This window comes from Halochromatium sp., assembly GCF_046541315.1.
Taxonomy (GTDB): domain Bacteria; phylum Pseudomonadota; class Gammaproteobacteria; order Chromatiales; family Chromatiaceae; genus Lamprobacter.
In genome coordinates, this window is record NZ_JBKHDN010000003.1 from 14,121 (window position 1) to 39,472 (window position 25,352).

General features: G+C 66.1%; 23 protein-coding genes and 1 pseudogene. 8 read left to right on the forward strand and 16 right to left on the reverse strand.

Going from position 1 to position 25,352, the window contains the following annotated elements; genetic code table 11:
- Positions 1-9: 9 nt before the first annotated feature.
- The 5 genes from uppS to rpsB all read right to left on the reverse strand — a co-directional run bounded on the left by uppS (position 10) and on the right by rpsB (position 3,894).
- Positions 10-786, reverse strand: coding sequence for a polyprenyl diphosphate synthase (uppS, locus tag ACLFQI_RS00670; RefSeq protein ID WP_410756866.1), 777 nt, complete (start codon positions 784-786; stop codon positions 10-12).
- A 51-nt stretch (positions 787-837) separates the two neighbouring features.
- The gene (gene frr, locus ACLFQI_RS00675) at positions 838-1,395 is read right to left on the reverse strand and encodes a ribosome recycling factor (RefSeq protein WP_410756867.1); all 558 of its coding nucleotides are present in this window, start codon (positions 1,393-1,395) and stop codon (positions 838-840) included.
- A gap of 6 nt (positions 1,396-1,401) precedes the next feature.
- The gene (gene pyrH / locus ACLFQI_RS00680) at positions 1,402-2,121 is read right to left on the reverse strand and encodes a UMP kinase (protein WP_410756868.1); all 720 of its coding nucleotides are present in this window, start codon (positions 2,119-2,121) and stop codon (positions 1,402-1,404) included.
- Between the two features lie 25 nt (positions 2,122-2,146).
- On the reverse strand, positions 2,147-3,040 hold the full coding sequence (tsf, locus tag ACLFQI_RS00685; protein WP_410756869.1) for a translation elongation factor Ts: 894 nt from the start codon (positions 3,038-3,040) through the stop codon (positions 2,147-2,149).
- Positions 3,041-3,165: 125 nt separating this feature from the next.
- A complete protein-coding gene (rpsB, locus tag ACLFQI_RS00690) occupies positions 3,166-3,894 on the reverse strand; it encodes a 30S ribosomal protein S2 (RefSeq protein ID WP_410756887.1) in 729 nt (242 codons plus the stop codon).
- A gap of 457 nt (positions 3,895-4,351) precedes the next feature.
- Between rpsB and map the strand changes: the two genes are divergently transcribed.
- From map to ACLFQI_RS00705, 3 genes are read left to right on the forward strand one after another with little or no spacing between them, the layout of a single operon-like run.
- The gene (map, locus tag ACLFQI_RS00695) at positions 4,352-5,200 is read left to right on the forward strand and encodes a type I methionyl aminopeptidase (RefSeq protein WP_410756870.1); all 849 of its coding nucleotides are present in this window, start codon (positions 4,352-4,354) and stop codon (positions 5,198-5,200) included.
- Between the two features lie 26 nt (positions 5,201-5,226).
- Complete coding sequence (glnD, locus tag ACLFQI_RS00700; protein WP_410756888.1) at positions 5,227-7,866, forward strand: [protein-PII] uridylyltransferase; 2,640 nt, start codon at positions 5,227-5,229, stop codon at positions 7,864-7,866.
- Positions 7,867-7,925: 59 nt separating this feature from the next.
- Positions 7,926-8,534 carry a hypothetical protein gene (locus ACLFQI_RS00705; RefSeq protein WP_410756871.1) on the forward strand — a complete coding sequence of 203 codons (609 nt, stop codon included), beginning with the start codon at positions 7,926-7,928 and terminating at the stop codon, positions 8,532-8,534.
- On the opposite strand, the gene ACLFQI_RS00710 is transcribed toward ACLFQI_RS00705, so the two are convergent.
- Positions 8,519-8,908 (reverse strand): VOC family protein, encoded by a 390-nt coding sequence (locus ACLFQI_RS00710; RefSeq protein WP_410756872.1) that lies wholly within the window; start codon positions 8,906-8,908, stop codon positions 8,519-8,521. The two genes, ACLFQI_RS00705 and ACLFQI_RS00710, sit on opposite strands and share 16 nt — an antisense overlap.
- Before the next feature lie 243 nt (positions 8,909-9,151).
- On the opposite strand from ACLFQI_RS00710, the gene dapC reads away from it, so the two are divergent.
- The 3 genes from dapC to dapE all read left to right on the forward strand — a co-directional run bounded on the left by dapC (position 9,152) and on the right by dapE (position 12,735).
- A complete protein-coding gene (gene dapC, locus ACLFQI_RS00715; RefSeq protein ID WP_410756873.1) occupies positions 9,152-10,348 on the forward strand; it encodes a succinyldiaminopimelate transaminase in 1,197 nt (398 codons plus the stop codon).
- A gap of 183 nt (positions 10,349-10,531) precedes the next feature.
- Complete coding sequence (dapD, locus tag ACLFQI_RS00720; RefSeq protein ID WP_410756874.1) at positions 10,532-11,365, forward strand: 2,3,4,5-tetrahydropyridine-2,6-dicarboxylate N-succinyltransferase; 834 nt, start codon at positions 10,532-10,534, stop codon at positions 11,363-11,365.
- 209 nt (positions 11,366-11,574) lie between these two features.
- Positions 11,575-12,735, forward strand: coding sequence for a succinyl-diaminopimelate desuccinylase (dapE, locus tag ACLFQI_RS00725; RefSeq protein WP_410756875.1), 1,161 nt, complete (start codon positions 11,575-11,577; stop codon positions 12,733-12,735).
- Between the two features lie 94 nt (positions 12,736-12,829).
- Here the strand turns inward: dapE and ACLFQI_RS00730 are convergent, their stop codons facing one another.
- Positions 12,830-14,044, reverse strand: coding sequence for a CHAD domain-containing protein (locus tag ACLFQI_RS00730; protein ID WP_410756876.1), 1,215 nt, complete (start codon positions 14,042-14,044; stop codon positions 12,830-12,832).
- 212 nt (positions 14,045-14,256) lie between these two features.
- Between ACLFQI_RS00730 and tal the strand changes: the two genes are divergently transcribed.
- Positions 14,257-15,225 (forward strand): transaldolase, encoded by a 969-nt coding sequence (gene tal, locus ACLFQI_RS00735; protein WP_410756877.1) that lies wholly within the window; start codon positions 14,257-14,259, stop codon positions 15,223-15,225.
- 233 nt (positions 15,226-15,458) lie between these two features.
- On the opposite strand, the gene ACLFQI_RS00740 is transcribed toward tal, so the two are convergent.
- The 9 genes from ACLFQI_RS00740 to ACLFQI_RS00780 form a co-directional block, all read right to left on the reverse strand.
- Positions 15,459-16,730, reverse strand: a complete 1,272-nt coding sequence (locus tag ACLFQI_RS00740) for an O-succinylhomoserine sulfhydrylase (RefSeq protein WP_410756878.1) — start codon at positions 16,728-16,730, stop codon at positions 15,459-15,461.
- A 115-nt stretch (positions 16,731-16,845) separates the two neighbouring features.
- Positions 16,846-18,363, reverse strand: coding sequence for an amidophosphoribosyltransferase (gene purF, locus ACLFQI_RS00745; protein ID WP_410756879.1), 1,518 nt, complete (start codon positions 18,361-18,363; stop codon positions 16,846-16,848).
- Positions 18,364-18,371: 8 nt separating this feature from the next.
- On the reverse strand, positions 18,372-18,863 hold the full coding sequence (locus tag ACLFQI_RS00750; RefSeq protein WP_410756880.1) for a CvpA family protein: 492 nt from the start codon (positions 18,861-18,863) through the stop codon (positions 18,372-18,374).
- 115 nt (positions 18,864-18,978) lie between these two features.
- Positions 18,979-19,638: an SPOR domain-containing protein gene (locus ACLFQI_RS00755; RefSeq protein WP_410756881.1), complete on the reverse strand. Its 660-nt coding sequence runs from the start codon at positions 19,636-19,638 to the stop codon at positions 18,979-18,981.
- A 41-nt stretch (positions 19,639-19,679) separates the two neighbouring features.
- Complete coding sequence (locus ACLFQI_RS00760) at positions 19,680-20,978, reverse strand: bifunctional folylpolyglutamate synthase/dihydrofolate synthase (protein WP_410756882.1); 1,299 nt, start codon at positions 20,976-20,978, stop codon at positions 19,680-19,682.
- A 122-nt stretch (positions 20,979-21,100) separates the two neighbouring features.
- Entirely contained in the window at positions 21,101-22,060 is a 960-nt protein-coding gene (gene accD, locus ACLFQI_RS00765) for an acetyl-CoA carboxylase, carboxyltransferase subunit beta (protein WP_410756889.1), read from the reverse strand.
- A gap of 22 nt (positions 22,061-22,082) precedes the next feature.
- Positions 22,083-22,916: a tryptophan synthase subunit alpha gene (gene trpA, locus ACLFQI_RS00770; protein ID WP_410756883.1), complete on the reverse strand. Its 834-nt coding sequence runs from the start codon at positions 22,914-22,916 to the stop codon at positions 22,083-22,085.
- Positions 22,913-24,148 carry a tryptophan synthase subunit beta gene (gene trpB, locus ACLFQI_RS00775; RefSeq protein WP_410756884.1) on the reverse strand — a complete coding sequence of 412 codons (1,236 nt, stop codon included), beginning with the start codon at positions 24,146-24,148 and terminating at the stop codon, positions 22,913-22,915. The genes trpA and trpB overlap by 4 nt, the downstream gene beginning before the upstream one ends.
- The gene (locus ACLFQI_RS00780) at positions 24,132-24,758 is read right to left on the reverse strand and encodes a phosphoribosylanthranilate isomerase (protein WP_410756885.1); all 627 of its coding nucleotides are present in this window, start codon (positions 24,756-24,758) and stop codon (positions 24,132-24,134) included. The genes trpB and ACLFQI_RS00780 overlap by 17 nt, the downstream gene beginning before the upstream one ends.
- 201 nt (positions 24,759-24,959) lie before the next feature.
- On the opposite strand from ACLFQI_RS00780, the pseudogene ACLFQI_RS00785 reads away from it, so the two are divergent.
- Positions 24,960-25,352: pseudogene (locus ACLFQI_RS00785) on the forward strand (hypothetical protein); the annotation flags it as partial.

Genomic DNA, 25,352 nt, shown 5'->3' on the forward strand with positions numbered 1-25,352 from the left:
CGAGCAGTCTCAGCCGCCATAGGCCTCCGCCAGTTCGGTCACTTGCTCGCTGGTCAGCCCGAAACGACGCTGGCGACGGCCGAAATCCCGCAGCGCGGCGACAAAGGCATCGGCATCGAATTCCGGCCACATCAGATCGGAAAAGTAGAGTTCGGTGTAGGCGCTCTGCCACAGCAGAAAGTTACTGATGCGTTTCTCGCCGCCGGTGCGAATGAACAGATCGGGCTCCGGGAGACCGGCGGTGCTCAGGCGCGCGGCGATCGCCGCCTCGTCGATGGCATCCGGCTGCAACCGCCCCTCGGAGACCTCGTGCGCCAAGGCGCGCACCGATTGGGTGATGTCCCAGCGGCCGCCATAATTGGCGGCGATCTGTAGCAAGAGGGTCTGGCCATCCCGGGTCGCCTCCTCGGCCTTGGCGATCTGGCTTTGGAGCTTGTTCGAGAAGGCCGCGAGATCGCCGATGAAACGCAACTGCACATCGTGCTCGACGAGCCGATTGACCTCGGCGCGCAGGGTGCTCATGAAGAGTTCGAGCAGGGTATTGACCTCGGCGCGCGGGCGGCGCCAGTTCTCGCTGCTGAACGCGAACAGCGTGAGCATCCGCACGTTGCTGCGCAATCCCTGCTCGACCACGGCGCGCACACTCTTAGCGCCGGCGCGATGGCCTTGCGTTCTCGGCAGACCACGTTGGCGCGCCCAACGACCATTGCCGTCCATGATGATGGCGACATGGGTTGGAACCCTCAGTTGCGGCCCTTCGCCATCAGGCACAATCGCGGAATTCATTAAACGTTAGCGGATGTCGCAAGTCGGCATCTTGAGAGCAGCACGCGCCGCTCAAATCGCCATCAGATCCTGCTCTTTTTCGTCGAGAATCTGATCGACCTCCTTGACGAACTGATCGGTCAGCTTCTGCACGATTTCCTGGCCGCGGCGTTCATCATCCTCCGAAATCAGTTTCTCCTTGACGAGCTCCTTAAGCTCATGATTGGCGTCGCGGCGAATATTGCGCACCGCAACCCGCGTCTGCTCCGCCTCTTGCCGAGCGATGCGCTGTAGATCGCGGCGCCGCTCCTCGGTCAGCGCTGGCATCGGCACCCGGATCACGGTGCCGGCAGTGTTCGGATTGACGCCAAGATCGGATTGCATGATGGCCTTCTCGACCACCTGCACCATGTTGCGCTCCCAGGGTGTCACCGTGAGGGTGCGGGCGTCTTCAACCGCCACGTTCGCGACCTGATTGATCGGCACCTCGGAGCCGTAGTAGCTCACCTTGACGTGGTCGAGCAGCGACGGATGGGCGCGACCGGTGCGAATCTTCGCCAGTTCGTGACGCAGCGCCTCGGCACTCTTTGACATCCGCTCAGCGGCGTCTTTCTTGATGTCATCGATCATTGTTCGTTATCCAGTCACCACCAGCGAGCCAATGTCTTCGCCCGCCGCCACTCGGGCAAGCGCGCCGGCCTCGTAAATGTTCATGATGCGCAGCGGAATCCGATTGTCGCGGCAAAGGACGATGGCGGTCGTATCCATCACCTGCAGCCGTTCGGCAATCGCCTGATCATACGTCAAGCGCTTGTAGAAGATCGCCTCCGGATTGGTCTTCGGATCGTCCGAGAAGACCCCATCGACCTTGGTGGCCTTGATCAGGAGATCCGCACCGATCTCGACCGCGCGCAGACTCGCTGCGGAATCGGTGGTAAAGAACGGATTGCCGGTGCCAGCCGCGAAGATGGTCACCCGCCCCTTGTCGAGGTGCCTGAGCGCCCGGCGGCGGATGTAGTCCTCGCAGACCTGATTGATCTTCAGCGCCGACATGACCCGGGTCGGCACCGACCGGCGCTCGAGCGCGTCCTGCATCGCGAGCGCGTTCATCACCGTGGCCAGCATGCCCATGTGATCGCCGGTCACGCGGTCGACGCCCTCGACCGCGAGCGCGGCGCCGCGAAAGAGATTGCCGCCGCCGATGACCAATGCGATCTGCAGGCCTTGGGTCGCGGATTCCGCCACATCATCGGCGAGCCGTCCCAAGAGCACGGGATCGATCCCGCACGCGGCGTCGCCGATGAGCGCTTCACCGCTCAGCTTCAACAGGATGCGCCGATAAGGGGGCTGCGACACGATTCGCTCCTGGCGTCAGGAAGCGCTAGACCTCGGCCTGACCGGCCTGGGCCCTGACCTCCTCGGCGAAGTTCTCGACCTTCTTCTCGATGCCCTCGCCCACCTCCATGCGCACGAAGCGTTTGACCTCGGCCCCACGCGCCTTGAGTAGCTCGCCGACCTGCGTATCGGGGTCCTTGACGAAGGCCTGTCCGAGCAGGGTCACCTCCTCGAGGTATTTGCGCATCCGCCCCTCGGTGATCTTATCGATGATATTGGCTGGCTTGCCACTCTCGAGCGCCTGCGCCTTGAAGATCTCGCGCTCCTTTTCCAGCGTCTCGGCCGGCACCTCCTCGGCCGCGACGCAGAGCGGGTTCGAGGCGGCGATGTGCATTGCGATATCGCGTCCTAGGTCTTCGTCGCCGCCGACCAATTCGACCACCACCGCGATGCGCACGCCATGCCGGTAACTGTGGAAGGTTCCTGTCGGGGCATCGAGACGGTGCATGCGGCGCACGGCGACGTTCTCGCCGATCTTCGCGATCAGCGCTTGGCGCGCCTCCTCGACGCTCTCGCCGTCGCCGCCGGCGAGCGGCTGCGCGGCCAGCGCGGCCTCGTCGCCGACCGCGCTCGCCAGCGCGGTCTCGGCCACCGCAGCGGCAAAGCTGGCGAAATGCGCGTCCTTGGCGACGAAATCGGTCTCGCTGTTGACCTCGACGATGACGGCGACCTTGCGATCGTCGGCAATCCTGAGTTCGACGACGCCCTCGGCGGCGATCCGGCCGGCCTTTTTCGCGGCCTTGGCCTGGCCCGACTTCCGCATCGCCTCGATGGCTGCGTCGAGATTGCCGTCCGTCTCGACCAGCGCCTTCTTGCATTCCATCATGCCGGCGCCGGTGCGTTCGCGCAGTTCCTTGACCAGTGCGGCTGAAATCGCCATGAGTCACTCCAAAAAAATCGTGGGTTGGCTGGAGACAACAGCGCCTCGAGCCTGGTAAAGATTGAATCGCCGAACCTGCCCGACCTGGGCCCGGTGCGGCCTGCGAGCCGAGCGCGAACCGAGCGTCACTCCGCGACCGCCGCCTCTGGCTCCTCTTCCGGATCGCGGCCGCCGGCCATCGCCGCAGCGGTCTGGCGGCCATCCAGGATGGCGGAGGCGGCGCCCTCGATGTAGAGCCGCACCGCGCGAATCGCGTCGTCGTTGCCGGGGATCACGTAATCGACCCGGCTCGGATCGTTATTGGTATCGACCACGCCAACCACGGGGATGCCCAGCTTGTTGGCCTCGTTGACCGCGATCTTTTCATGGCCCACGTCGACCACGAACAGCGCGTCGGGCAGCCCGCCCATGTGCTTGATCCCGCCGAGGCTGAGTTCGAGCTTGTCGAGTTCGCGGCGTAGCGTGAGCTGCTCCTTCTTGCCGAAGCGTTCGATCGTCCCGTCCGCGAACATCGACTCGAGTTCCTTGAGCCGGGCGATGGACTGCTTGACGGTCTTGAAGTTGGTCAGCATGCCACCCAGCCAACGATGGTTGACGAAGGGCATGTTGCAACGGTTCGCCTCCTCGCGAATCGCCTCCTGCGCGGCTCGCTTGGTGCCGACGAAGAGGATCTTACCGCCATTCGCGGCGAGCTTCCCCAAGTAGCTCATCGCCTCCTGATAGAGCGGCAGGGTGCGCTCGAGGTTGACGATATGGATCTTGTTGCGCTGACCAAAGATGTACGCCGCCATCTTCGGGTTCCAGTAGCGTGTCTGATGGCCGAAATGCACACCAGCCTGCAGCATCTGCCGCATCGAAACGTCATTCATGATGTTCTCTCAATATCGGGTTGGGCCTCCACGCACTCCATGATGCAACCTCTTGCGAGGCACCCGGCATCATGTGTCGGCGCGTGTGTGGCATGGATCGCGCGCGGGCGCTCGGCGCCCCTCGCGGCCTCGTTGCGTTCGAATCGCGCCCCCTCGGCGGCGCCGGAGCCGATCGCTGGTCCGATCGCGTCCCGATCACGCCCGGCCCGATCGTTGGCCGAGCTTGTGACCTTGACCTTCAGCGCAGCAACCGGCATCTCCGACCTGTACCAGCCTGAGCAGGCCCAGGCACGCAGGCGGGACCTCTTGGCGAGCACGAGCTTAAATTGCTCGACTCCGCCGCGTCTTATACCATGCCCGGTTTGATCGCCGCAAACCGCATTGTCGCCAGGCATGCCCTCATTCACCATCTGAAGATCGCAGCCGCCGGAATCCTGACCCCATGAGTGTTGCCATAAAGAATGCCGAAGAGATCGAAAAGATGCGCGTCGCGGGGCGGCTCGCCGCGTCCGTGCTCGAGATGATCGAGCCGCACGTCGTCCCCGGCGTCACCACCGACGAACTCGATCGCCGCTGCCATGCGTTCATCGTCGACGACCTCGAGGCGATTCCCGCGCCGCTCAACTATCGCGGCTTCCCGCGCTCGATCTGCACCTCGGTCAACAATCAGGTCTGTCACGGGATTCCCGGCAACAAGCGCCTGAAGAAGGGAGACATCGTCAACATCGACATCACCGTGATCAAGGACGGCTTCCACGGCGATACCAGCAAGATGTTCTGCGTCGGCGAGCCGACCGTGCTGGCACGCCGGCTGGTCGATATCACGCAGCAGGCGATGCGCATCGGCATCGCCGCAGCCGGCCCCGGCGCCACCCTGGGCGACATCGGCCATGCCATCCAGACCTTCGTCGAGCGCCATCGCTTCTCGGTGGTGCGGGAATACTGCGGCCATGGCATCGGACGCGCCTTCCACGAGGAGCCGCAGGTGCTGCACTATGGCAAGCCCGGCGATGGGCTCAGGTTGCAGCCCGGCATGTGCTTCACCATCGAGCCGATGGTCAATGCCGGCAAACGCTTCGTCAAGCTGCTGCCGGACGGCTGGACCGTGGTCACCAAGGATCGCGCCCTCTCCGCCCAGTGGGAGCACACCATCCTGATCACCGCGACGGGCCGCGAGGTGCTGACGCTGCGCGACGAGGAGCGCGCGGCGGCGAGCGTCGATCGCGACCCGTTCAGCGAAACGGCCGACGGCCCGCACGCGCCGGTGCGGCTGCGCGCAAGCGCCGGGTGAGAACGGACAGCGCGCTCACCCTTGGCGTGCTCGAGCGCGAAGCCGAGCTGCTCGGTGCCGACGAGGGCACCGCGCTGACGCGCTTCCGCGACGCGGTCAAGACAGTCCACGCACGGCTCTTCGAGGGCTACGATCAGGGGATTCCGGTCAGCCAGCTCCTGCAGGCGCGCTCGCAGGCCGTCGACACACTGCTGCGCTGTGCCTGGCAGCGGGTGATGCCGGATGCCGATGCCGGCGCGCTGGTCGCCGTCGGCGGTTATGGCCGCGCCGAGCTGCATCCCGCCTCCGACATCGATCTGCTGATCCTGGTCGACGAAGCCCAGCTCGAGCCCTTGCAGGCACCGCTGACCACGCTCATCACCTTCCTCTGGGACATCGGCATCGAACTGGGCCACGCGGTCCGCACCCTGTCCGAATGCGCCAGCGCCGCGGCCGCCGACCTCAGCGTCATCAGCAACCTGATCGAAGCCCGCTTCATCACCGGGCAGGCCGTGCTCTTCGAACAGCTCCAGGCGGCGATCGCGCCCACGCGCATGTGGCCGACCGATCGCTTCTTCGAGGCCAAGATCGCCGAGCAGCACAAGCGCTGGCAACGCTACGGCGAGACGGCCTACAACCTGGAACCCAACATCAAGGAGAACCCCGGCGGCCTGCGCGACATCCAGATGATCACCTGGGTGACCAAACGCCACTTCGGCTCCGACTCGCTGCGCGAACTGGTCGACCACGGTTTCCTCACCGAGAGCGAGCATCTCGCCCTGATCGAGGGCCGCGCCCTGCTTTGGCGCATCCGCTTTGCCCTGCATCGGCTCACCGGCCGCCACGAGGATCGGCTGCTGTTCGACTACCAGCGCACCCTCGCCGAGCAATTCGGCTACAGCGACCACAGCGACACGCTCGCCGTGGAACAGTTCATGCAGCAGTACTACCGCACGGTGATGGAGCTGAACCGGCTCAACGAGATGCTGCTGCAGCTGTTTCGCGAGGCCATCCTGCTCCAGGATCGCATCGGCCCGCCAGAGCCGATCAACCGCCGTTTCCAAAGCCGCAGCGGTTACCTGGAGGTGACCCATGAACAGGTCTTCAGACAGCGTCCGATCGCCCTGCTCGAGGTCTTCCATCTGTTGCAGCTGCGCCCGCAACTGCGCGGCATACGTGCCTCCACCATCCGCCTGATCCGCGAGAACCGCCATCGCATCGACGACGCCTTCCGCGAGGACGTGCGCGCGCGCAGCCTATTCATGGAGATCCTGCGCCATCCGAGCGGGGTCACCGATACCCTGCGACGGATGAACCGCTACGGGGTGCTGGCGCACTATCTGCCGGCCTTTGCCAATATCGTCGGGCGCATGCAGTACGACCTCTTCCACGTCTATACCGTCGACGAGCATACGCTGCGCGTGCTGCGCAATCTGCGCCGTTTCTCGATCCCCGCGCACGATCACGAGCTGCCGCTGTGCAGCGCGGTGGCACGCCACGTGCCCAAGCTCGAGATCCTCTATCTGGCGGCGCTGTTCCACGATATCGGCAAGGGTCGCGGCGGCGACCATTCCGTGCTCGGCGCGCACGATGCCTGGGATTTCTGCCAACTGCATTACCTCAGCGAGTTCGACAGCCGGCTGGTGGCCTGGCTGGTCGAACACCATCTGCTGATGTCGGTGACAGCGCAGCGCAAGGACATCTCGGACCCGGCCGTGATCCAGGCCTTTGCCGAGCAGGTCGGCGACATCAACCGCCTCGATTATCTCTATCTGCTCACCGTCGCCGATGTGCGCGGCACCAACCCGAAACGCTGGAGCACCTGGAAGGACGCCCTGTTACGCGAGCTTTATCATGCCGCGCGGCGCAGCCTTGACCGCGGGCTCGATAATCCGCAGGCGCAAGACGTGCTCATCGAGCAGAAGCAGAGCGAGGCCATGCGCATCCTCGCCCGTCAGGGGATCGAGGCCGAGGATTGCCGCAATCTGTGGTTTCGCTTCGCGGTGGATTTCTTCGCCCCCAGCCAACCGGAGGAGATCGCCTGGCAGACCCAGCGCATCCTCGACGCGCGCCCCGAGGATCTGCCGATGGTGAATCTGCGCCTGTTGCCGACCCGCGGATGCACCGAGATCTTCATCTACCTCCAGGACCGCGAGAACCTCTTCGTGCGCATCACCGCGCTGCTCGACCAGCGCAACCTGGATATCGTCAATGCCCGCATCATGACCACCGATGACGGCATGGCGCTGAATGTCTTCCAGGTGCTGACCCGCGACCATGAGCCGCTCGAACAGGGCGACCTCAGCGACGACCTCGCCGAGCAGCTGCGCCACGAACTGCGCCAGGCCCCAGACAGCGAACCACGCGTCAACCGGCGGCTGCCGCGGCAGCTGCGGTATTTCCCGATCGAAACCCGCATCAGCTTTACCGACGACGCCGCCAATCAGCGCACCCTCATGCATCTCACCACGCGCGACCGGCCCGGCTTGCTGGCCGAGATCGGCACCGTCTTCGAGCGTTGCGACATCCAGGTGCGGGGGGCGAAGATTGCCACGGTCGGCGCCGAGGTCGAGGATGTCTTTTTCATCGCCACCCGCGATGCCACGCCCATCCGCTGCGGTCAAACCCTGAGCTGCCTGCGGCGCGAGATCCACGACCGCCTCGACCAGCCGCCGAGCGGCAACTGAGCGCCCAATTGCGCGTCCAAGACGTTGACATTCCGATGATGCATCTGAAGGGGTTGACCATGTCGATCACTCGCCTCCTGCCGACAGTCGTCATCGCCCTGCTCGCGAGCATGGGGCTCGGCCTTGCCGACACCGGCAACCGTGCCCAAGGCGCCCCGCCCGACGAGCAGCAAGCGGTCGACGCGCGCAGCGCCGCCCCGCAGGCGCCGATGCCGGCTCCCACGCCGGCCCCGACGCCGGTGCCGGGCGCGCATCCACCGCAGACAGCGGGCATGCATCAACCGCAGATCCCCCGCTGGCTGGAGGAGGTGCGGGCCCAGCGGCGCGCGTTGCATGAGCAACGGCGCGCCGCGCACCAAGCGAGACATGATGCCTTGGACCCGCTCGGCGCGGTCAAACGCGACGAGCGCCAAGCGCAACGGCGACGGCGGCGCCAGGAGATGCGCGAGATGATCGAGACCGAACGTCGGCTGTACCGCAATCGCGGGCCCTGGTTCAGCCCCCTGACACCCGTGACGCCGATGGCACCCACGGCCGGCGGTCCCCTCATGCGCGGCAGCCTCGCCGAGGATCAGGCCCCCGAACGCTCCGACGAGCCATCCAGCGCCAGCGGCGAGCCCCTGCCCCCCTCGGACTGGAACAACCGCTGGTATTACCGCGGCTGGTGAGACGGCTGTTCGATCAGCTCGAGGGCGTTGGCATCGGGATCGCGCGCAAACAGCGCGCGGCGCCCGGAGCGGCTGAGGGTATAGGGGATCCCGGCGGCGTCGAGCAGGGCACGCATGGCATCCAGATCCGACACCGTCAGCGCCAGATGACGATCTCGCCCGCCATGCGCGGGACGGGCCGCGAGCGGGTCCGGATTCGGCAGCTCCAGCAGATGGATCTGCTGGCCGCCGACGCGCAGCCAGGCGCCCGCGAAGCCCAGCTCCGGTCGCGCCGGATCGACCTCGAGGCCGAGCAGATCGCGATAGAACGCGAGGGCGCGCTCGGTATCGGCGACGATCAGGCTCACATGATGGATGGCATCGATCAGGCTCATCAAAAAGATCCTTGGTTGAGATTCCGCCCGGCAGGGCAGAAAGGTGGCAAGAAACCAGCCGGCGTTGGGCCGCCGGTGATCGCGGTGATCCGTGATCGGTTCCCTGCGAGTGGAGCGAATCAGGCACCCTGCCCTATACTGCGCGCCGATACCCCTGCGCCTATCCCGTGCGATTGTGCCTAGTCGACCGCTTCTCAATGGCGGCGAGGCTCGACCTCGGCCCACCGTCTGTTCGTTGTTGTCATGAATCCAAACCTCAGCCGCCTGCAACCCTATCCGTTCGAGAAGCTGGCGGCGCTCATGCGCGATATCGAGCCGCCCGCCGAGCGTGCGGCGATCGCGCTCTCGATCGGCGAGCCCAAGCACGCGACACCGGCGTTCATCGCCAACGCGCTGGTCGCGCATGTGCATCAGCTCGCGAGCTATCCCAGCACGCGCGGGCTGCCGGAGCTGCGCCAGGCAATCGCCGACTGGCTCGGTCGTCGCTTCGGGCTTGGCCCCAGCGGGATCGATGCGCAGACCCAGGTGCTGCCGGTCAATGGCACCCGCGAGGCCCTGTTCGCCTTCGCCCAGGCGATGATCGACCCGCGCGCGGATGCGCTGGTGCTGATGCCGAATCCCTTCTACCAGATCTACGAGGGCGCCGCGCTGCTCGCCGGCGCCAGCCCCTATCTGCTCCCGTGCACCGAGCAGACGCAGTGGCTGCCCGATATCGAGTCCGTTCCCGAGGCGATCTGGAAACGCTGCCAACTGCTCTACATCTGCTCGCCCGGCAACCCGACCGGTGCGGTGATGGACCAGGCCCGACTGATGCGGCTGATCGAGCTGGCGCAACGGCACGATTTCATCATCGCCGCCGATGAATGCTATGCCGAACTCTATCTCGACGAGGCCAACCCGCCGCCCGGCCTGCTGCAGGCTGCTGCTGCGCTGGGCTTGGATGATTATCGCCGCTGTGTCTGTTTCCACAGCCTGTCGAAGCGCTCGAATGCGCCGGGGTTGCGCTCCGGCTTCGTCGCCGGCGACGCGCGGCTGGTGGAGCCGTTCTTCCAGTACCGGACCTACCACGGTTGCGCGATGCCGCTGCAACATCAGCAGGCGAGCCTGCTGGCCTGGCAGGACGAGGCGCATGTGATCGAGAATCGGCGTCGGTATCGCGAGAAGTTCGATGCCGTGAGCGCGATCCTGGATGGCGTGCTCGCCTTCAGCATACCGCCAGCCGGCTTCTATCTCTGGCCGCGCACGCCGATTCCCGATACCGACTTCGCGCGCCGGCTGTTCGCCGAGCAGAACCTGCGGGTATTGCCCGGACGGTTCCTGTCGCGCGCCGGCGAACAAGGCGACCCGGGCCTGAATCATATCCGCATGGCGCTGGTGCCCCCGCTCGCGGACTGTATCGAGGCGGCGCAGCGCATCCGCGCGGTCTGCGAGGGGTTATGAGCGACCGCATGGACGACGATAATGACTGCCAATCGGGGTCGATTCACGGGGTCACAGAGTCCTCTTGGATCGCCATCACGCGACTCTGCCGGTCTTCTCATTCGCCAGCGCAAAGCCGCCGCGGTGTGGTCTGATGAACCTCGATTTCCAACCCTCTCTTTCCAACCATCTCCGGGAACCCCTATGTCCGAGCAACACAGCGAACACCAAGCCATCATCGAGCAGGCCTTCGAGCACCGCGCCGAGATCACCCCGCGCACGGTCGAAACCCATGTGCGCGATGCGGTTATCGACACCATCGAGCGGCTCGACGGCGGCGAGCTGCGCGTCGCCCAGCCGCATGACGGCGATTGGAAGGTCAACGACTGGATCAAGAAGGCGGTGCTGCTCTCGTTCCGCATCGAGGACAACCAGTTCATCAAGGGCGGCTTCACCAACTATTACGACAAGGTGCCGTCGAAGTTCGCCGATGTCAGCTCCAAGGACTTCCGCGACGGCGGCGTGCGCGTGGTGCCGCCGGCCACCGCGCGGCGCGGCGCCTACATCGCGCCGAGCTGCGTGCTCATGCCCTCCTACGTCAACATCGGCGCCTATGTCGATTCCGGCACCATGGTCGACACCTGGGCCACGGTCGGCTCCTGCGCGCAGATCGGCAAGAACGTGCATCTGTCCGGCGGCGTCGGCATCGGCGGCGTGCTCGAACCGATCCAGGCCGCGCCGACCATCATCGAGGATGACTGCTTCATCGGCGCCCGCTCGGAGATCGTCGAGGGCGTCATCGTCGAGCAGGGCGCGGTGATCTCGATGGGGGTCTACATCGGCCAGAGCACCAAGATCTACCACCGCGAGACCGGCCAGATCACCTACGGCCGAGTGCCGGCCGGCGCCGTCGTCGTGCCCGGCAACCTGCCGGCGAAGGACGGTACGCACAGCCTCTACTGCGCGGTGATCATCAAGCAGGTCGACGAGAAGACCCGCGGCAAGGTCGGCATCAACGAACTGCTGCGCGATATCTAGGCGGCGTTCCCTCCGCCGTGTCCCGATCTGGACGCCGCTGTCGGGCAAGACAATCGGCCGGACAAGGCCATCGGGACCGAGGCAATCGGTCGCCACCAACTGTTTCAATCCACGCCCGGCCAAGCCGGGCGATAGGGCACGGAAAAGGTTAGACCTCTCCCGGGCGGCATGATCCCCCTGAAGAGGGAGGTTTCAACCGGGAGATTTCGATGCGCGCCGCCTCAACAACCGCTACCCACAGGCTTTCGGCCACCGTCGAACTGGCCCGGGATCTCATTCGCCGGCCATCGCTGACGCCCGAGGACGCCGGCTGCCAGCCATTGATCGCCGAGCGGCTGGCGGCGCTCGGCTTCGCGATCGAGCCGATGCGCTTCGGCCAGGTCGACAATCTCTGGGCGCGGCGCGGTGACGAGGGACCGCTGTTGTGCTTCGCCGGTCATACCGACGTGGTGCCGCCGGGGCCGCTCGCGGACTGGACCTCCGATCCGTTCGCGCCCGAGATCCGCGACGGCCTGCTCTATGGCCGTGGCGCCTGCGACATGAAGGGCTCGCTCGCGGCGATGGTCACCGCGACCGAGCGCTTCATCGCCGACCATCCGGCGCATCGAGGATCGATCGCGTTCCTCATCACCAGCGATGAGGAAGGCCCCTCGATCGATGGCACCCGCCGCGTGGTCGAAGCACTCGCAGCACGCGACGAGCGCATCGACTATGCCTTGGTCGGCGAGCCGTCGAGCCACCGACGGCTCGGCGACATCATCAAGAACGGCCGCCGCGGCAGTCTCGGCGGGCGGCTGCGCGTGCGCGGCAAGCAGGGCCATGTCGCCTATCCTCAGCTGGCCGACAATCCGGCGCATCGCGCGATGCCGGCCTTGGCCGACCTCTGCGCCGAGCGCTGGGACGAAGGCAACCAACACTTCCCGCCCACCAGCTTCCAGATCTCGAACATCCATGCCGGCACCGGCGCCGATAACGTCATCCCCGGCGAACTCGAGGTGTTGTTCAATCTGCGCTTTTCGACCGAACAGACGCCGGAGACGCTGCAACAGCGCATCCAGGCGATCCTAGAGCGCCACGGACTCGATCACCGGATCGATTGGCGGGTCTCTGGCCACCCGTTTCTGACCCCGGCCGGGGCCCTGATCGATGCCACCCAAGCCGCGATCCTCGCCGTGACCGGTGCGCCGAGCCAGCTCTCGACCGTTGGCGGCACCTCCGATGGCCGCTTCATCGCCCCCACCGGCGCCCAGGTGGTCGAACTCGGGCCGATCAACGCGACCATCCATCAGGTCGACGAATGCGTCGGCGTCGAGGAGCTAGACCAGCTCTCGATCATCCATACCGACATCCTGCGCCGACTGCTGACCTGAGATCGGGCTGCTTGTTGGAAAACGTCCAGCCACTGACTCCCGATTCGATCGCCACCGTCCGGCAATCGTCGGGAAGCAGAAACTCGACGGCCACTTAACGTTTTCGCGCTTGTTGGCGGCGAGGCCTGCACTGAGCGATGTCCCTTGCGTCGAATAGCGCCGCGAAACGTGCGGCATTCTCGGCGCTGTCGAAGCCGGCGAAGACCTCGCTGAATCCATCGCGAGCGCGCGCCTGGTCCTCCAGCAGTTGCCCGATCAACGCGCCCATCGCGAGCAAGGTGGCGGGCGGCAGCCGACCCTCGCCGCCCTCGCACTCAGCGGTCTCGCGCAGATGCCGGGCCTGTACGGCGGTATCCTGAAAGCGCCCGAGGTTATCGAGCAGCCGCTTGGTCTGCTTGATCTGCTCGCGAATCCGTTCCTTCTCGTACAGGCTCTGGAAGAACTCCATCAGATAGCGCAGCTTCTTGCAGCTTTTACGCAGCTCGTGCAGATCCTCCGGTGGTGAATCCTCGTTGATCGCCCGGCCCTCGGCGCGTACCCGCTTGAGCAGCTTGCGGATGCGCCGGTCGGCTAACTGCTTGATCGGCAACGCGGCCGCTGTCGGCGTCGCCTCGGCACTTGCAGTCGCCTCGGCACTTGCAGCCGCGCTCGAGTCCTGCTTGGCGTTGGCGACGCCCGCAATCTCCCTCGCAGCCTGCTTGGCATTCGCGACGCTCGAATCGGCACCAACGGCACCAAGCCCGACAGGAGGCGCGGCACTCGGCTCGACACCGGCACCGGCGCCGGCATCGGCGTCGGCAGCAGCTCCGGTTCCGGCAGCGGCGGACGCGGCAATAGGTGCATCAAGAAACGCCCGCCAATCCTCGAGCAATTGCTTGAATCTCGGCGAGCCCAGCTCCATTGCAAGCTGCTGTTGGGCCTCGGCATGCTGAGCGAGGAGCAACTGATACAAGGGTTCGAGATCAGGTTGCAAGGCCGCCGGCAGCTGCTGGCGCATGTTCGGGAAATCGAGCAGATAGACATCGAGGTCGCGCACCGGCCCGGTGACCTGTTGCAGCCAGGCGAAACGCGCCTTGAAATCGGCGACCCTGGAGTCGGGAAGGACGCCCTTGATCTGGCTCAGCGCCGAACGCGTGCGGCGGGTCGCGACGCGCAGATCGTGCAGGAATTCGCTGTCGCGATTCTGGCGCGCGCCCTCGACATTCGCCTCGATGGTTGCGAGCAGGCGGCGCAGGATCTGTTTGGTCGCCAGATCGGCGCGCTGTGCCGGATCGAGCACATCCGCCGGCTCTTGTGTGGTTTTGCCCATTTCGTTGAGAGACTCCAATCGTTCCTACATGAATCGCTCCCGGGTGGGAGGTCATCCAACGTCAATGCAAGATTCCGTCGCCTAAGGCGATTTCCGTCAATCGCCTCAGCGTTTATCAGGCCTCGCCCCCCCATTCCCAATCTTGATCGGGATCGACTATGGTGTCCAGATTCCGATCCCGATCCCATCCTGGACTATCCAAGGTGACCAGCATGAGCAAGCTCGAGCAACTCAAGACGATGACGACGGTGGTCGCCGACACTGGCGACTTCGAGGCCATCGCCGACTACCAGCCCCAAGACTCGACCACCAACCCATCGCTGCTCTACAAGGCCGCGCAGATGCCAGCATATCGCCACCTGGTCGAGGACGCGGTGAGTTTCGGCAAGGACAAGGGCAACACGGCCGACGAGCACGCACGCTGGACCATGGACAAGCTCGCGGTCAACTTCGGCGCCGAGATCCTGAAGATCGTGCCAGGCCGGGTTTCCACCGAGATCGACGCGCGGCTGTCGTTCGACACCGCGGGCACCATCGCCCGCGCCGAGGGCTTGATCGCGCTCTACGAGGAGATCGGCATCGATCCGCGCCAGCGCGTGCTGTTCAAGATCGCCTCGACCTGGGAAGGCATCCGCGCCGCCGAGCACTTGGAGAAACAGGGCGTTCATTGCAACCTGACGTTGCTGTTCAGTTTCGCCCAGGCAGTCGCCTGCGCCGAGGCTGGCGTGACCCTGATCTCACCTTTCGTCGGTCGCATCCTGGATTGGTACAAGGACGCCGAGAACGTCACCGGCTATCCCGCCGACGACGACCCGGGCGTCAAGTCTGTCACCGAGATCTTCAACTATTACAAGCGTCACGGCTACGAGACCATCGTCATGGGCGCGAGCTTCCGCAACCTCGACGAGATCCTGGGACTGGCCGGCTGCGATTATCTGACCATCGCGCCCAAGTTCCTCGCCGAACTCGCCGAGGCCGACGGCACAGTGCCCCGCAAGCTCGACGCCGAGGCTGCGCGGGACATGGATATCCCCAAGGTCAGCTTCGACGAGAAGACCTTCCGCTGGAGCCTCAACGAAGACGCGATGGCGACCGAGAAGCTCGCCGAGGGGATTCGGCTGTTCGCCGCCGATACCGAGAAGCTCGAGACGTTCACGCGGGAGATTTGTCAGAATTGCTGAGACCAGACATTGTCTCAAGGTTTCCTGGCAGACCGGAATTGGACGTTCACCGTGGGGAAGAAGATGGGAGGACGCGGAACGCTTCGTTGAAGAGGCCGATTTGACCGAGCACGACCTCCCTGGCCGATCCGTGCCGTCCTGTTGGGTCTGTCAGGCGATAACCAATCAGGCGATCATCCTCACACCCGCCCCGCTCATCGCCCGTTACCCGGTCTCGGTGCAATGGTGATGTCTTAGAGCGCATCCAGCCCGCGCGCAAGATCCTCTTGAAGGTCGGCCAGATCCTCAAGCCCGACCGCGACGCGAATCAGCCCCTCGCCGATCCCGGCGGCGGCCCGCGCCTCGGGGCTCAGGCGGCCATGGGTGGTGGTCGCCGGATGGGCGATGGTGGTCTTGGTGTCGCCGAGATTGGCGGTGATCGAGAGCAACCGCGTGGCATCGATGACCGACCAGGCCCGCGCGCGCGCCCGGCTTGGCTGCGGCGCTGCGACCTCGAAGGCGATGATCCCGCCGCCGGTTTGCTGTTGCGCCTGGGCGCCGGCGCTCGACCCGTCCGCGATCAGGTGATGCTGCGGATGCTCGGGCAATCCCGGATAGTGGACGCGCGCCACCGCCGGATGCGCATCCAGCCAGCGCGCCAACGCCAATGCACTCGCCGCATGGGCACGCATGCGCAGGCTCAGTGTCTCCAGGCCCTTCAAGAACAGCCAGGCGTTGAACGGGCTGAGCGAAGGGCCAGCCGTGCGCACCACGCCGAAGACGTCCTCACCAACGCGCTTGGCATCGCCCACCACCGCGCCGCCGATGCAACGGCCCTGCCCGTCCAGGTACTTGGTCGCCGAATGGATCACCAAATCGGCACCCTGTTCGAGCGGACGCTGCAGCGCCGGCGTGCAGAAGCAATTATCGATCGCCAGCAGGCAGCCGTGCGCATGGGCGATCTCGCTCAGTGGGCGGATCGCCACCATCTCGGTGAGCGGATTCGAGGGCGTCTCGGCGAACAGCAGCTTGGTCTCGGGCCGAATCGCCGCCGCCCAGGCATCGAGATCGCTGAGCGGGACATAATCCGTGGCGATGCCGAAGCGGGCGAGATACTTGTCGAACAGCATGGTGGTGCTGCCGAACAGGCTGCGCGCGGCGAGGATGCGATCGCCGGCCTGCAGCAGACCCATGCAGGTCGCCAGAATCGCGGCCATGCCGGAGGCGGTGGCGACGCAGGCCTCGCCGCCCTCCAGCGCCGCCAGCCGTTGTTCGAAGGCGCGCACCGTCGGATTGGTGAAGCGCGAGTAGATGTTACCCGGCTGCTCGCCCGAGAAGCGCGCCGCCGCCTCGGCCGCGGTCGCGAAGACGAAGCTCGAGGTGGCGAAGATCGGCTCGCAGTGCTCGCCCTCGGCGGTGCGCCGATGGCCGGTGCGAATACCGATGGTCGCGAGCCCCGGAGCGCGGTTGCCCGCTGGCCCTCGCTCAGCAGCCGGCGGCTTTGTCGGGTCGGCTGATCCTGTCACCTCATCATCGTGCATCGGGTATCGCTCGCAAGACCGATCGCCTGTCAATTCAATCTCTGGTCGGCAGACAGGAGCGGCGAGCGCTCGATCACCGTGAGCCATCCAGCGGCGCCACTCAGGCGGTGTTGTAGAGTTCGATCACGGTCTCGTCCTGACGCGACTGACGCTCTGCCTTTGCGCTATCGTTCCGGGCACGCTCGAGCTCTTCGAGATAGCTTGGGGTGACATCGCCGGTCACATAGACGCCATCGAAGACCGAGGTATCGAAGCGATCGACCAGGCTCTTGCCCCGCTTCTGCACGGCGTCGATGAGATCGTTCAGATCCTGGAAGAAGAGTCGATCGGCGCCGAGTTCCCGCTCGATCTCGGCCTCGCTGCGCGCGTGCGCGATCAGCTCGCTGGCCGACGGCATATCGATGCCATAGACGTTCGGGTAGCGCACCGGCGGCGCCGCCGAGGCGAAGTAGACCCGCCGCGCGCCGGCATCGCGCGCCATCTGGATGATCTGCTGCGAGGTGGTGCCACGGACGATGGAATCATCGACCAAGAGCACGTTCTTGCGACGGAACTCGAGATCGATCGCGTTGAGCTTCTGGCGCACCGATTTCTTGCGCACCTGCTGGCCCGGCATGATGAAGGTGCGGCCGATGTAGCGGTTCTTGATGAAGCCCTCGGCGTAGGGCACGCCCAGGTGGTTGGCTAGCTGCAAGGCCGCGGTGCGGCTGGTGTCCGGGACCGGGATGACGACATCGATGTCGTGACCGGGCCAGACCCGCTTGATCTTTCCCGCCAGCTTCTTGCCCATGCGCGAGCGCGCCTTATGCACCGAGATGTTGTCGATGATCGAGTCCGGGCGCGCGAAATACACGAACTCGAAGATACAGGGCGAGAGCACCGGCTGCGGCGCGCATTGCTTGGTATGCAGGTGTCCCTCGCGATCGATGAAGACGCACTCGCCGGGGGCGACGTCGCCGATCAGCTCGAAGCCGATGGTATCCAGCGCCACGCTCTCGGAGGCGATGATGTATTCGGTGCCGGCCGCGGTCTCGCGCTTGCCATAGACCACCGGGCGAATGCCGTGCGGATCGCGGAAGCCGAAGACGCCGAAACCAGGGATCATCGCCACCGCCGCATAGCCGCCGCGACAGCGCCGATGCACGCCTTCGACGGCGCGGAAGATATCCTGCTCGTCGATGCGCAGTTTGTTCTGCAACTGCAGCTCGTGGGCGAAGACGTTGAGCAGGATCTCGGAATCGGACTCGGTATTGATGTGGCGCAGATCGTCGACGAAGACCTCGCGCTTGAGTTCCTCGGCATTGGTCAGGTTGCCGTTATGCGCGAGCACGATCCCATACGGCGAGTTGACATAGAACGGCTGCGCCTCGGAGGAACAGGAGCCGCCGGCGGTCGGATAACGCACATGGCCGATGCCCATGGTGCCGCGCAGGCGCAGCATGTGCCGGGTGCGGAAGACATCGCGCGCCAGCCCGCTATCCTTGCGCATGTGCAGCTTCTTGCGATCGCTGGTGACGATGCCGGCGGCATCCTGACCGCGATGCTGGAGCACCAGTAGCGCATCATAGAGGATCTGATTGACCGGCGATTTGCCGACGATGCCGACGATTCCACACATGAGCTACCTCACAGCGCCTGGATACGCTCGGAGACATCGGGCGGTACCTGCTCCAGCATCCAATCGGCTAGGATCTTGAATTGATCGAGCAGTGGCGACTGATTCCACCAGGGGTCCTCGGTCAGCGGCGTCAACGACGCCAGAAACACCACCAGGGCGACCAACACGCCACCGCGCGCCGCCCCAAAGAGCATGCCCATGAGCTGATCGGTGCCGCCGAGCCCGGTCTTGTCGACCAGGGTCGCCAGGAGATAGCCGAGCACGGCGCCCGCAATCAGCACTCCGAGCACCAGGATCAAGACCGCCACGCCGATGCGCACCGAGGGCGTCGAGATCCAGGGGGCCAAGGCGAGCGCGAGCGGCTCGTAGAAGGTCCAGGCCGCCACCAGAGCGGCGCCCCAGACCAGCAGTGAAACGACCTCCCGCACCAATCCGCGCGCGAGCCCGATCAGCGCCGAGAGCGCGATGATGGCGATGATGACGTAATCGACCCAGATCATAACAATGTCCTGCCCAGGTGGCACGAGCACTCGCTGTCTGTCTCACCGCCCTGCCCGCAGGCAGCGCGGATCGCGCTCGCCACAGGGCGCACCTTGGATGAGCGCTGCTGACGGTTTAGGGGTAACGTTGCACCAAAGGCTGACCCTTGGTGTCGGCCGAGAGCCGCTCGGCGAGACGATCCGCCCGCCTGCGTTCGACCTCTGGACCCACCCGGACCCGGTAATAGCGACGTCCACCCACCTCGGCCTGTTCGACAAAGGCCGGATAGCCCTTGCTCCGCAATTCGTCCTGCAATTGACCCGCCGCGTCCGATGAGCCGAGGCTGGCGACTTGGACCACCCAGGCGCTGGTCCCGGCCGGCACCGGATTGGGGCCGGTCGGCGTCGATGTCGATCGGTCCCGGCGACCCTCCGCCCCCGCTGCCGCCGAGTCGGTAGCGCGCTGCTCGGCCCGGGCTGGCGCGGGTTCTGGTGCTGGCGCGGGCGGTTCGATGGGCGGCGGCATCGAGAGCGCGGCCTGGGAGGAGTTGCTGTTCGCTGCCGCCGGCGGCGGTTCTGGAGTCGGCAGCGGCATCGCCAGCTCTTCAGGCTCGGGCAGCGCGTCGTCCTCCGCCGGCGCGAAGGCGTGGTCGTCCATCCAGGCTTCGTCCTCCGGGATCAGGATCGGTTCGCCCAGGCCGCTGTCATCCCGTTCGACCAGCATCGGCACAAAGATCACCGCCAGGGCAACCAAGACAGCGGCGCCGACCAATCGCCTCTTGGCTGCTTCATCCATCTGCATGATGCACCCGGGTTCTATTCATGAAAGCGTCAGAATTATACAGCAGCCACGCACGCACTGCGCAGGGCCGCCTCAACCGTGACGAAGGAACCGAACACCAGAATCAGATCCGGCGGCGCGGCCTCGGCGGCGGCGGCGGCGAGCGCCTGCTCCAGATCCGCATGTGAGCACCAGGTCGCCGCCGCTGCCACCTCGGTCAACGCCGCCTCGATGCGATGGAGCGGCATGGCGCGCGCGCTCGCCGCTGGCCCGAGATGCCAGCGCCCGATCAGTCCGGCCAGCGGCGCGACCACGGCGCGCGCATCCTTGTCGGCGAGCAACGACAGCACCGCCAAGCGGCGCCCGGTGCAGGGAACACGCGCGAGGTTCTCGGCCAATGCCAGCGCCGCCTGATCATTATGCGCCACATCGAGCACCCAGGTCGGCTGTCCCGGCGGCCCGGGCAGCACGGTGAAACGTCCGCCGAGCTTGACCCGCGACAGGCCTTGGCGAATCGCCGTCACCGGGACCGGCAGCCGAGCGCCGAGCTGTTCCAGGGCGCAAAGCGCGGCAGCAGCGTTATCGTACTGATGACGACCGCGCAACGCCGGCGTCGGCAGCGCCCGATGCCGTTTGCCATCCGGCCCGCGCCAGCTCCAGTGATCGGCTTCGGCGCTCCAGGCGAACGCTTGCTCGAGCTGCAGCGGCCGCGCGCCGATTTCCTCGGCGCGCTCGCGCAACCGCGTCGGCGCATCGCGCTGGCCGATCACCGCCGCCCGTCCGGGGCGGAAGATGCCGGCCTTCTCGACGGCAATCTGCTCCAGGGTGTCCCCGAGCCAGGCCGCATGATCATGGCCGATGCTGGCGACCAACGCGACATCCGCGTCGATGATGTTGACCGCATCGAGACGACCGCCAAGACCGACCTCGAGCAGGGCGATCTCGACCCCGGCACGCACGAACAGGTCCAAGGCCGCGAGGGTGCCGAACTCGAAATAGGTCAGCGGCGACTCACCGCGAACCCGATCGATGCGCGCGAAGGCGTCACAAAGGGCCGTATCGCTCGCCAGCTCGCCGTCGATGCGCACGCGCTCGTTGTACTGCAACAGGTGCGGCGAGGTATAGGCGCCACAGCGATACCCGGCGGCCCGATACCAGGCCTCGAGATAGGCCACGCAGGAGCCCTTGCCATTGGTGCCGCCCACGGTGATCACCGGACAAGGAAGCGCGCCCGCGCTCAGCTCCGGATGCAGCCGCGCCCAGACCGCGCTGACCCGTTCGAGGCGCAGATCGATGCGGTTCGGATGCAGCGTCTCCTGCCAGGCGAGCCACTCCGCCAGGGTTTGGTAACGCATGGGCGCTGGCATGATCGCTGAACTGATCGCCGGACTGAGCGTTGAGCTGGTGGCGGGATGGGCCACCGAGCTGGCCGCTGGATCAGCCGGCGCGCCAGCCTCGATCGGGCTGGGCGGCGTGTTCAGAGCGGCCCCGGCAGCAAGGCGCGCGACTCCGACACCACCAGCTCGGTCGAGCCGGTGCCGTCCGCCGCCGCCACCTTGTCCGACGCTGCGGCGTTGTCGATCACCGCGCGGCGCATCAGCATCGCGACGAGGTCGCTGATCCGATCCCGCAGCTCGCGGCGATCGCAGATCTGATCCAGCGCGCCGTGTTCGAGCAGGAATTCGCTGCGCTGAAAACCCTCCGGCAGGGTCTCGCGCACCGTCTGCTCGATCACGCGCGGGCCGGCGAAGCCGATCAGCGCGCCCGGCTCGGCGATGTTGATGTCGCCCAAGGTCGCCAGGCTCGCCGAGACCCCGCCCATGGTGGGATCGGTCATCACCGAGATGAACGGCAGTCGCGCCTCGCGCAGACGCCCGAGCGCGGCGCTGGTCTTGGCCATCTGGAACAGCGAGAACAGCGATTCCTGCATGCGCGCCCCGCCGCTGGCCGAGAAGCTGACAAAGGGCGCCTCCTGCTCAAGCGCGACATCGACCCCGCGCACGAAACGCTCGCCGACCACCGAGCCCATGGAGCCGCCCATGAAGCGAAACTCGAAGGCGGCGGCGACGCAGGCCATGCCCTTGAGCTGACCGCGCATGACGATCAGCGCCTCCTTCTCGCCGGTCTGCTTTTGCGCCTGGTTGAGCCGATCCTTGTACTTCTTCATGTCCTTGAACTTGAGCGGATCGGTCGAGTCCAGTTCGGCGCCGATTTCCTCGCTCGAGTCCGGGTCCAGGAACTGTTCGAGTCGCTTGCGCGCGAGCATCCGGTTGTGATGGCCGCATTTCGGGCAGACCTCGAGATTGCGCTCCAGCTCGGCGCGATAGAGCACTGCGTTGCAGCCGGGACACTTGTCCCACAGCCCTTCCGGCACCGCGCGCTTGCTGATCGCCTCGGTGCGGATACGACTCGGAATCAGTTTTTCGAACCAACTCATTGCGTCACCGCGAGCGGTTTTCTCAGCCATGCCGGCCTCCGTGGTCGGTCTCGTCGATCGCGGCCCGCAGCTCAGCGAGGAAGTCGCCAATGACGGTCGGAATCCGCTCGGCGTGGCCCTGCTCCGCCAGCGTCTCGATGCGGCCGACCAGCGCGCTGCCGACGATCACCGCGTCGGCGACACGCGCCACTTGGGCCGCGGTGGCCGCATCGCGGATGCCGAAGCCGACGCCGACCGGCAGCGCGATGCGGGCGCGAATCGCCGCTAGCTTGGCGTCGACCTCGTCGATATCCAGCGTGCTGGCGCCGGTGACCCCCTTGACCGAGACATAGTAGACGAAGCCGGAGGCGACCTCGGCGATCGCCTCGATGCGCTCGGCATTGGAGGTGGGCGCCAGCAGATAGACCAGGTCGAGCCCCTGCGCCTTGATCGCATCGACCAGTTCGTGGCTCTCTTCCGGCGGCACATCGACGATCAGCGCGCCGTCCATGCCGGCCGCGCGCGCGGCGTCGGCGAAGGCCTTGTCGCCCATCACCTCGATCGGGTTCAGATAGCCCATCAGGACCACCGGCGTCTCGTCATCGGTGGCGCGAAAGCGCCGCACGATGCCGAGCACAGTGCGCAACGAGACACCTTGCGCCAATGCGCGCTCGGTCGCGCGCTGGATCACCGGCCCATCGGCGATCGGGTCCGAGAACGGCACGCCGAGTTCGATCAGATCGGCGCCGGCGGCGACCATCCGATGCATCAGTTCGAGCGTGACCTCGGGCGAGGGATCGCCGGCGGTGACAAAGGGAATCAGCGCAGTGCGGCCCTGCTCGCGCAGGTGTTCGAAGCGGGTCTGGATACGGCTCATAGTTGCAGTCCATCCAGGCGCGCGACGGTCTGCATGTCCTTGTCGCCGCGCCCCGAGAGATTGACCAGGATGCTCTGATCCTTGCGCAGGGTCGGCGCCAGCTTGGCCGCCTGCGCCAGCGCGTGGCTGGTCTCGAGCGCCGGGATGATGCCCTCGGTGCGGGTCAGGCCGTGGAAGGCGGCCAGCGCCTCGTCATCGGTGACCGCGACGTACTGGGCGCGGCCGCTGTCCTTGAGCCAGGCATGCTCGGGACCAACGCCCGGATAATCGAGCCCGGCCGAGATCGAGTGGGTCTCGCGGATCTGGCCGTTGGCGTCTTCCATCAGGTAGGTGCGATTGCCGTGCAGCACGCCCGGCTCGCCAGCGCAGAGCGGCGCCGCATGGCGGCCAGTGTCGAGCCCATCGCCGGCGGCCTCGACGCCGATCATCGCGACCTCCGCGTCCCCGATGAACGGATGGAACAGCCCGATGGCGTTCGAGCCGCCGCCGACACAGGCCATCACCACATCGGGCAGGCGTCCGGTCTGTTCGATCATCTGCGCGCGCGCCTCGCGGCCGATCACCGCTTGGAAATCGCGCACCATGGCCGGATAGGGATGCGGCCCGGCCACGGTGCCGATGATGTAGAAGGTGTTGTCGATGTTGGTGACCCAATCGCGCATCGCCTCGTTCAGCGCGTCCTTGAGCGTGCGGGTGCCGGACTTGACCGCGACCACCTCGGCGCCGAGCAGGCGCATGCGGTAGACATTGGCCTCCTGACGCGCGACATCGACCTCGCCCATGTAGACCACGCATTCGAGTCCCAGTCGCGCGGCGACGGTCGCGCTGGCGACGCCGTGCTGACCGGCGCCGGTCTCGGCGATGATGCGGGTCTTGCCCATGCGCCGCGCCAGCAGCGCCTGGCCAATGGTGTTGTTGACCTTGTGCGCGCCGGTGTGATTGAGATCCTCGCGCTTGAGGAACAGCTGCGCGCCGCCCAGCTCGCGGCTCCAGCGCGCAGCATGGTAGACCGGCGACGGGCGGCCGACATAGTCGCGCAGGTCGGCATCGAGTTCGCGCAGGAAATCCGCATCGGCCAGATAATGCTCATAGGCCTGGCGCAGCTCGGTGAGCGGATGCATCAGCGTCTCGGGCACGAACATGCCGCCATAGGGGCCGAAGTGGCCGCGCGCATCGGGCCACCGATAGGGCGGCGCCGCGCCGCGTTCGAGATCCTCAGCTCTGGTCGCCATCACGTACCCCTTTCATGAAATCAGTCATCTTGTCAGGCTCCTTGAGCCCCTTCGCCCGTTCGATCCCGCCGCTCACATCCACCGCATGGGGGCGCAGCTGGCGAATCGCAGCGGCCACGTTGGCGGCCGTCAGCCCGCCGGCGAGGATGCCGCGCCGCGCCTGTGGTGCCGGCACCAGTCCCCAGTCGAAGCAACGCCCGGTCCCGCCGGCGAGCGCCGGATCATAGGTATCGAACAGCAGCGAACGCGCCCCGGCATAGCGTCGCGCCTCGACCGCGAGATCGACTCCGGCGCGGACCGCGATCGCCTTGATCCAGGGCCGGCCAAAGCCCCGGCAATAGGCCGGCGGCTCGGCCCCGTGGAACTGCAAGGCATCGAGCGCAACGCGCTCAAGCACGGCCCGCACCCGCTCGGCCTCGGCATTGACGAATAGCCCGACCGCGCTCACGAACGCCGGCAGCGCCTCCACCAGGCGTGCCGCCTGCTCGACCTCGACCGCGCGCGGACTCGCCGGGTGGAAGACGAGCCCGACCGCATCGACCCCGAGCGCCACCGCCGTCTCGATATCGTCGAGCCGGGTGAGACCACAGAACTTGACCCGTGTTCGCATCGATCCTCGCATCGACAGCGCCGCGCCCATCGCAAACCCTACATTAGAGCATAGCCAGCGGGTTTGCGTCTGGCTCTGATTGTCGACAAAATTGAGTATCCCTTCCCGCTAAAGCGCCGCGTCGCCTGGATAACCACCATGGCCATGAATTGGAATCAGACAAGGAGCAGGCTCATGAGCAGATCGATCAGGCCGAGGCCTTTGGCCTCGTCGCTGCTGAGTCTTTTGTTGATCGTCCTTCCTGCGCGGGCGGATGAAGCCGGGGCCGCGACCGGTCTTGCCAACTGCGCGCGCATCGCGAATGCCGATGCGCGACTCCAGTGTTTCGACGCCCTCGCGGCGAGCCGCAACCCGATGGACGCTGACAAGCTCGAGCCGGTGCCGCAGCCGGCGCCTGCGCCTGCGCTCGCCAGGAGCGCCGACCGCACGACGCCGCTGGACCTGGACCCGGACACCGAGGTGCCGGCTACGACATCGGCTGCGGCACCGGCTACGACACCGGCTGCGGATGCGGCTGCGGATGCGGCACCGGCTGCCGAACCGCTGGCGCAACCGCCGCGTCGCTCCCTGAGCCTGCTTCCCTACCGCAAGAAC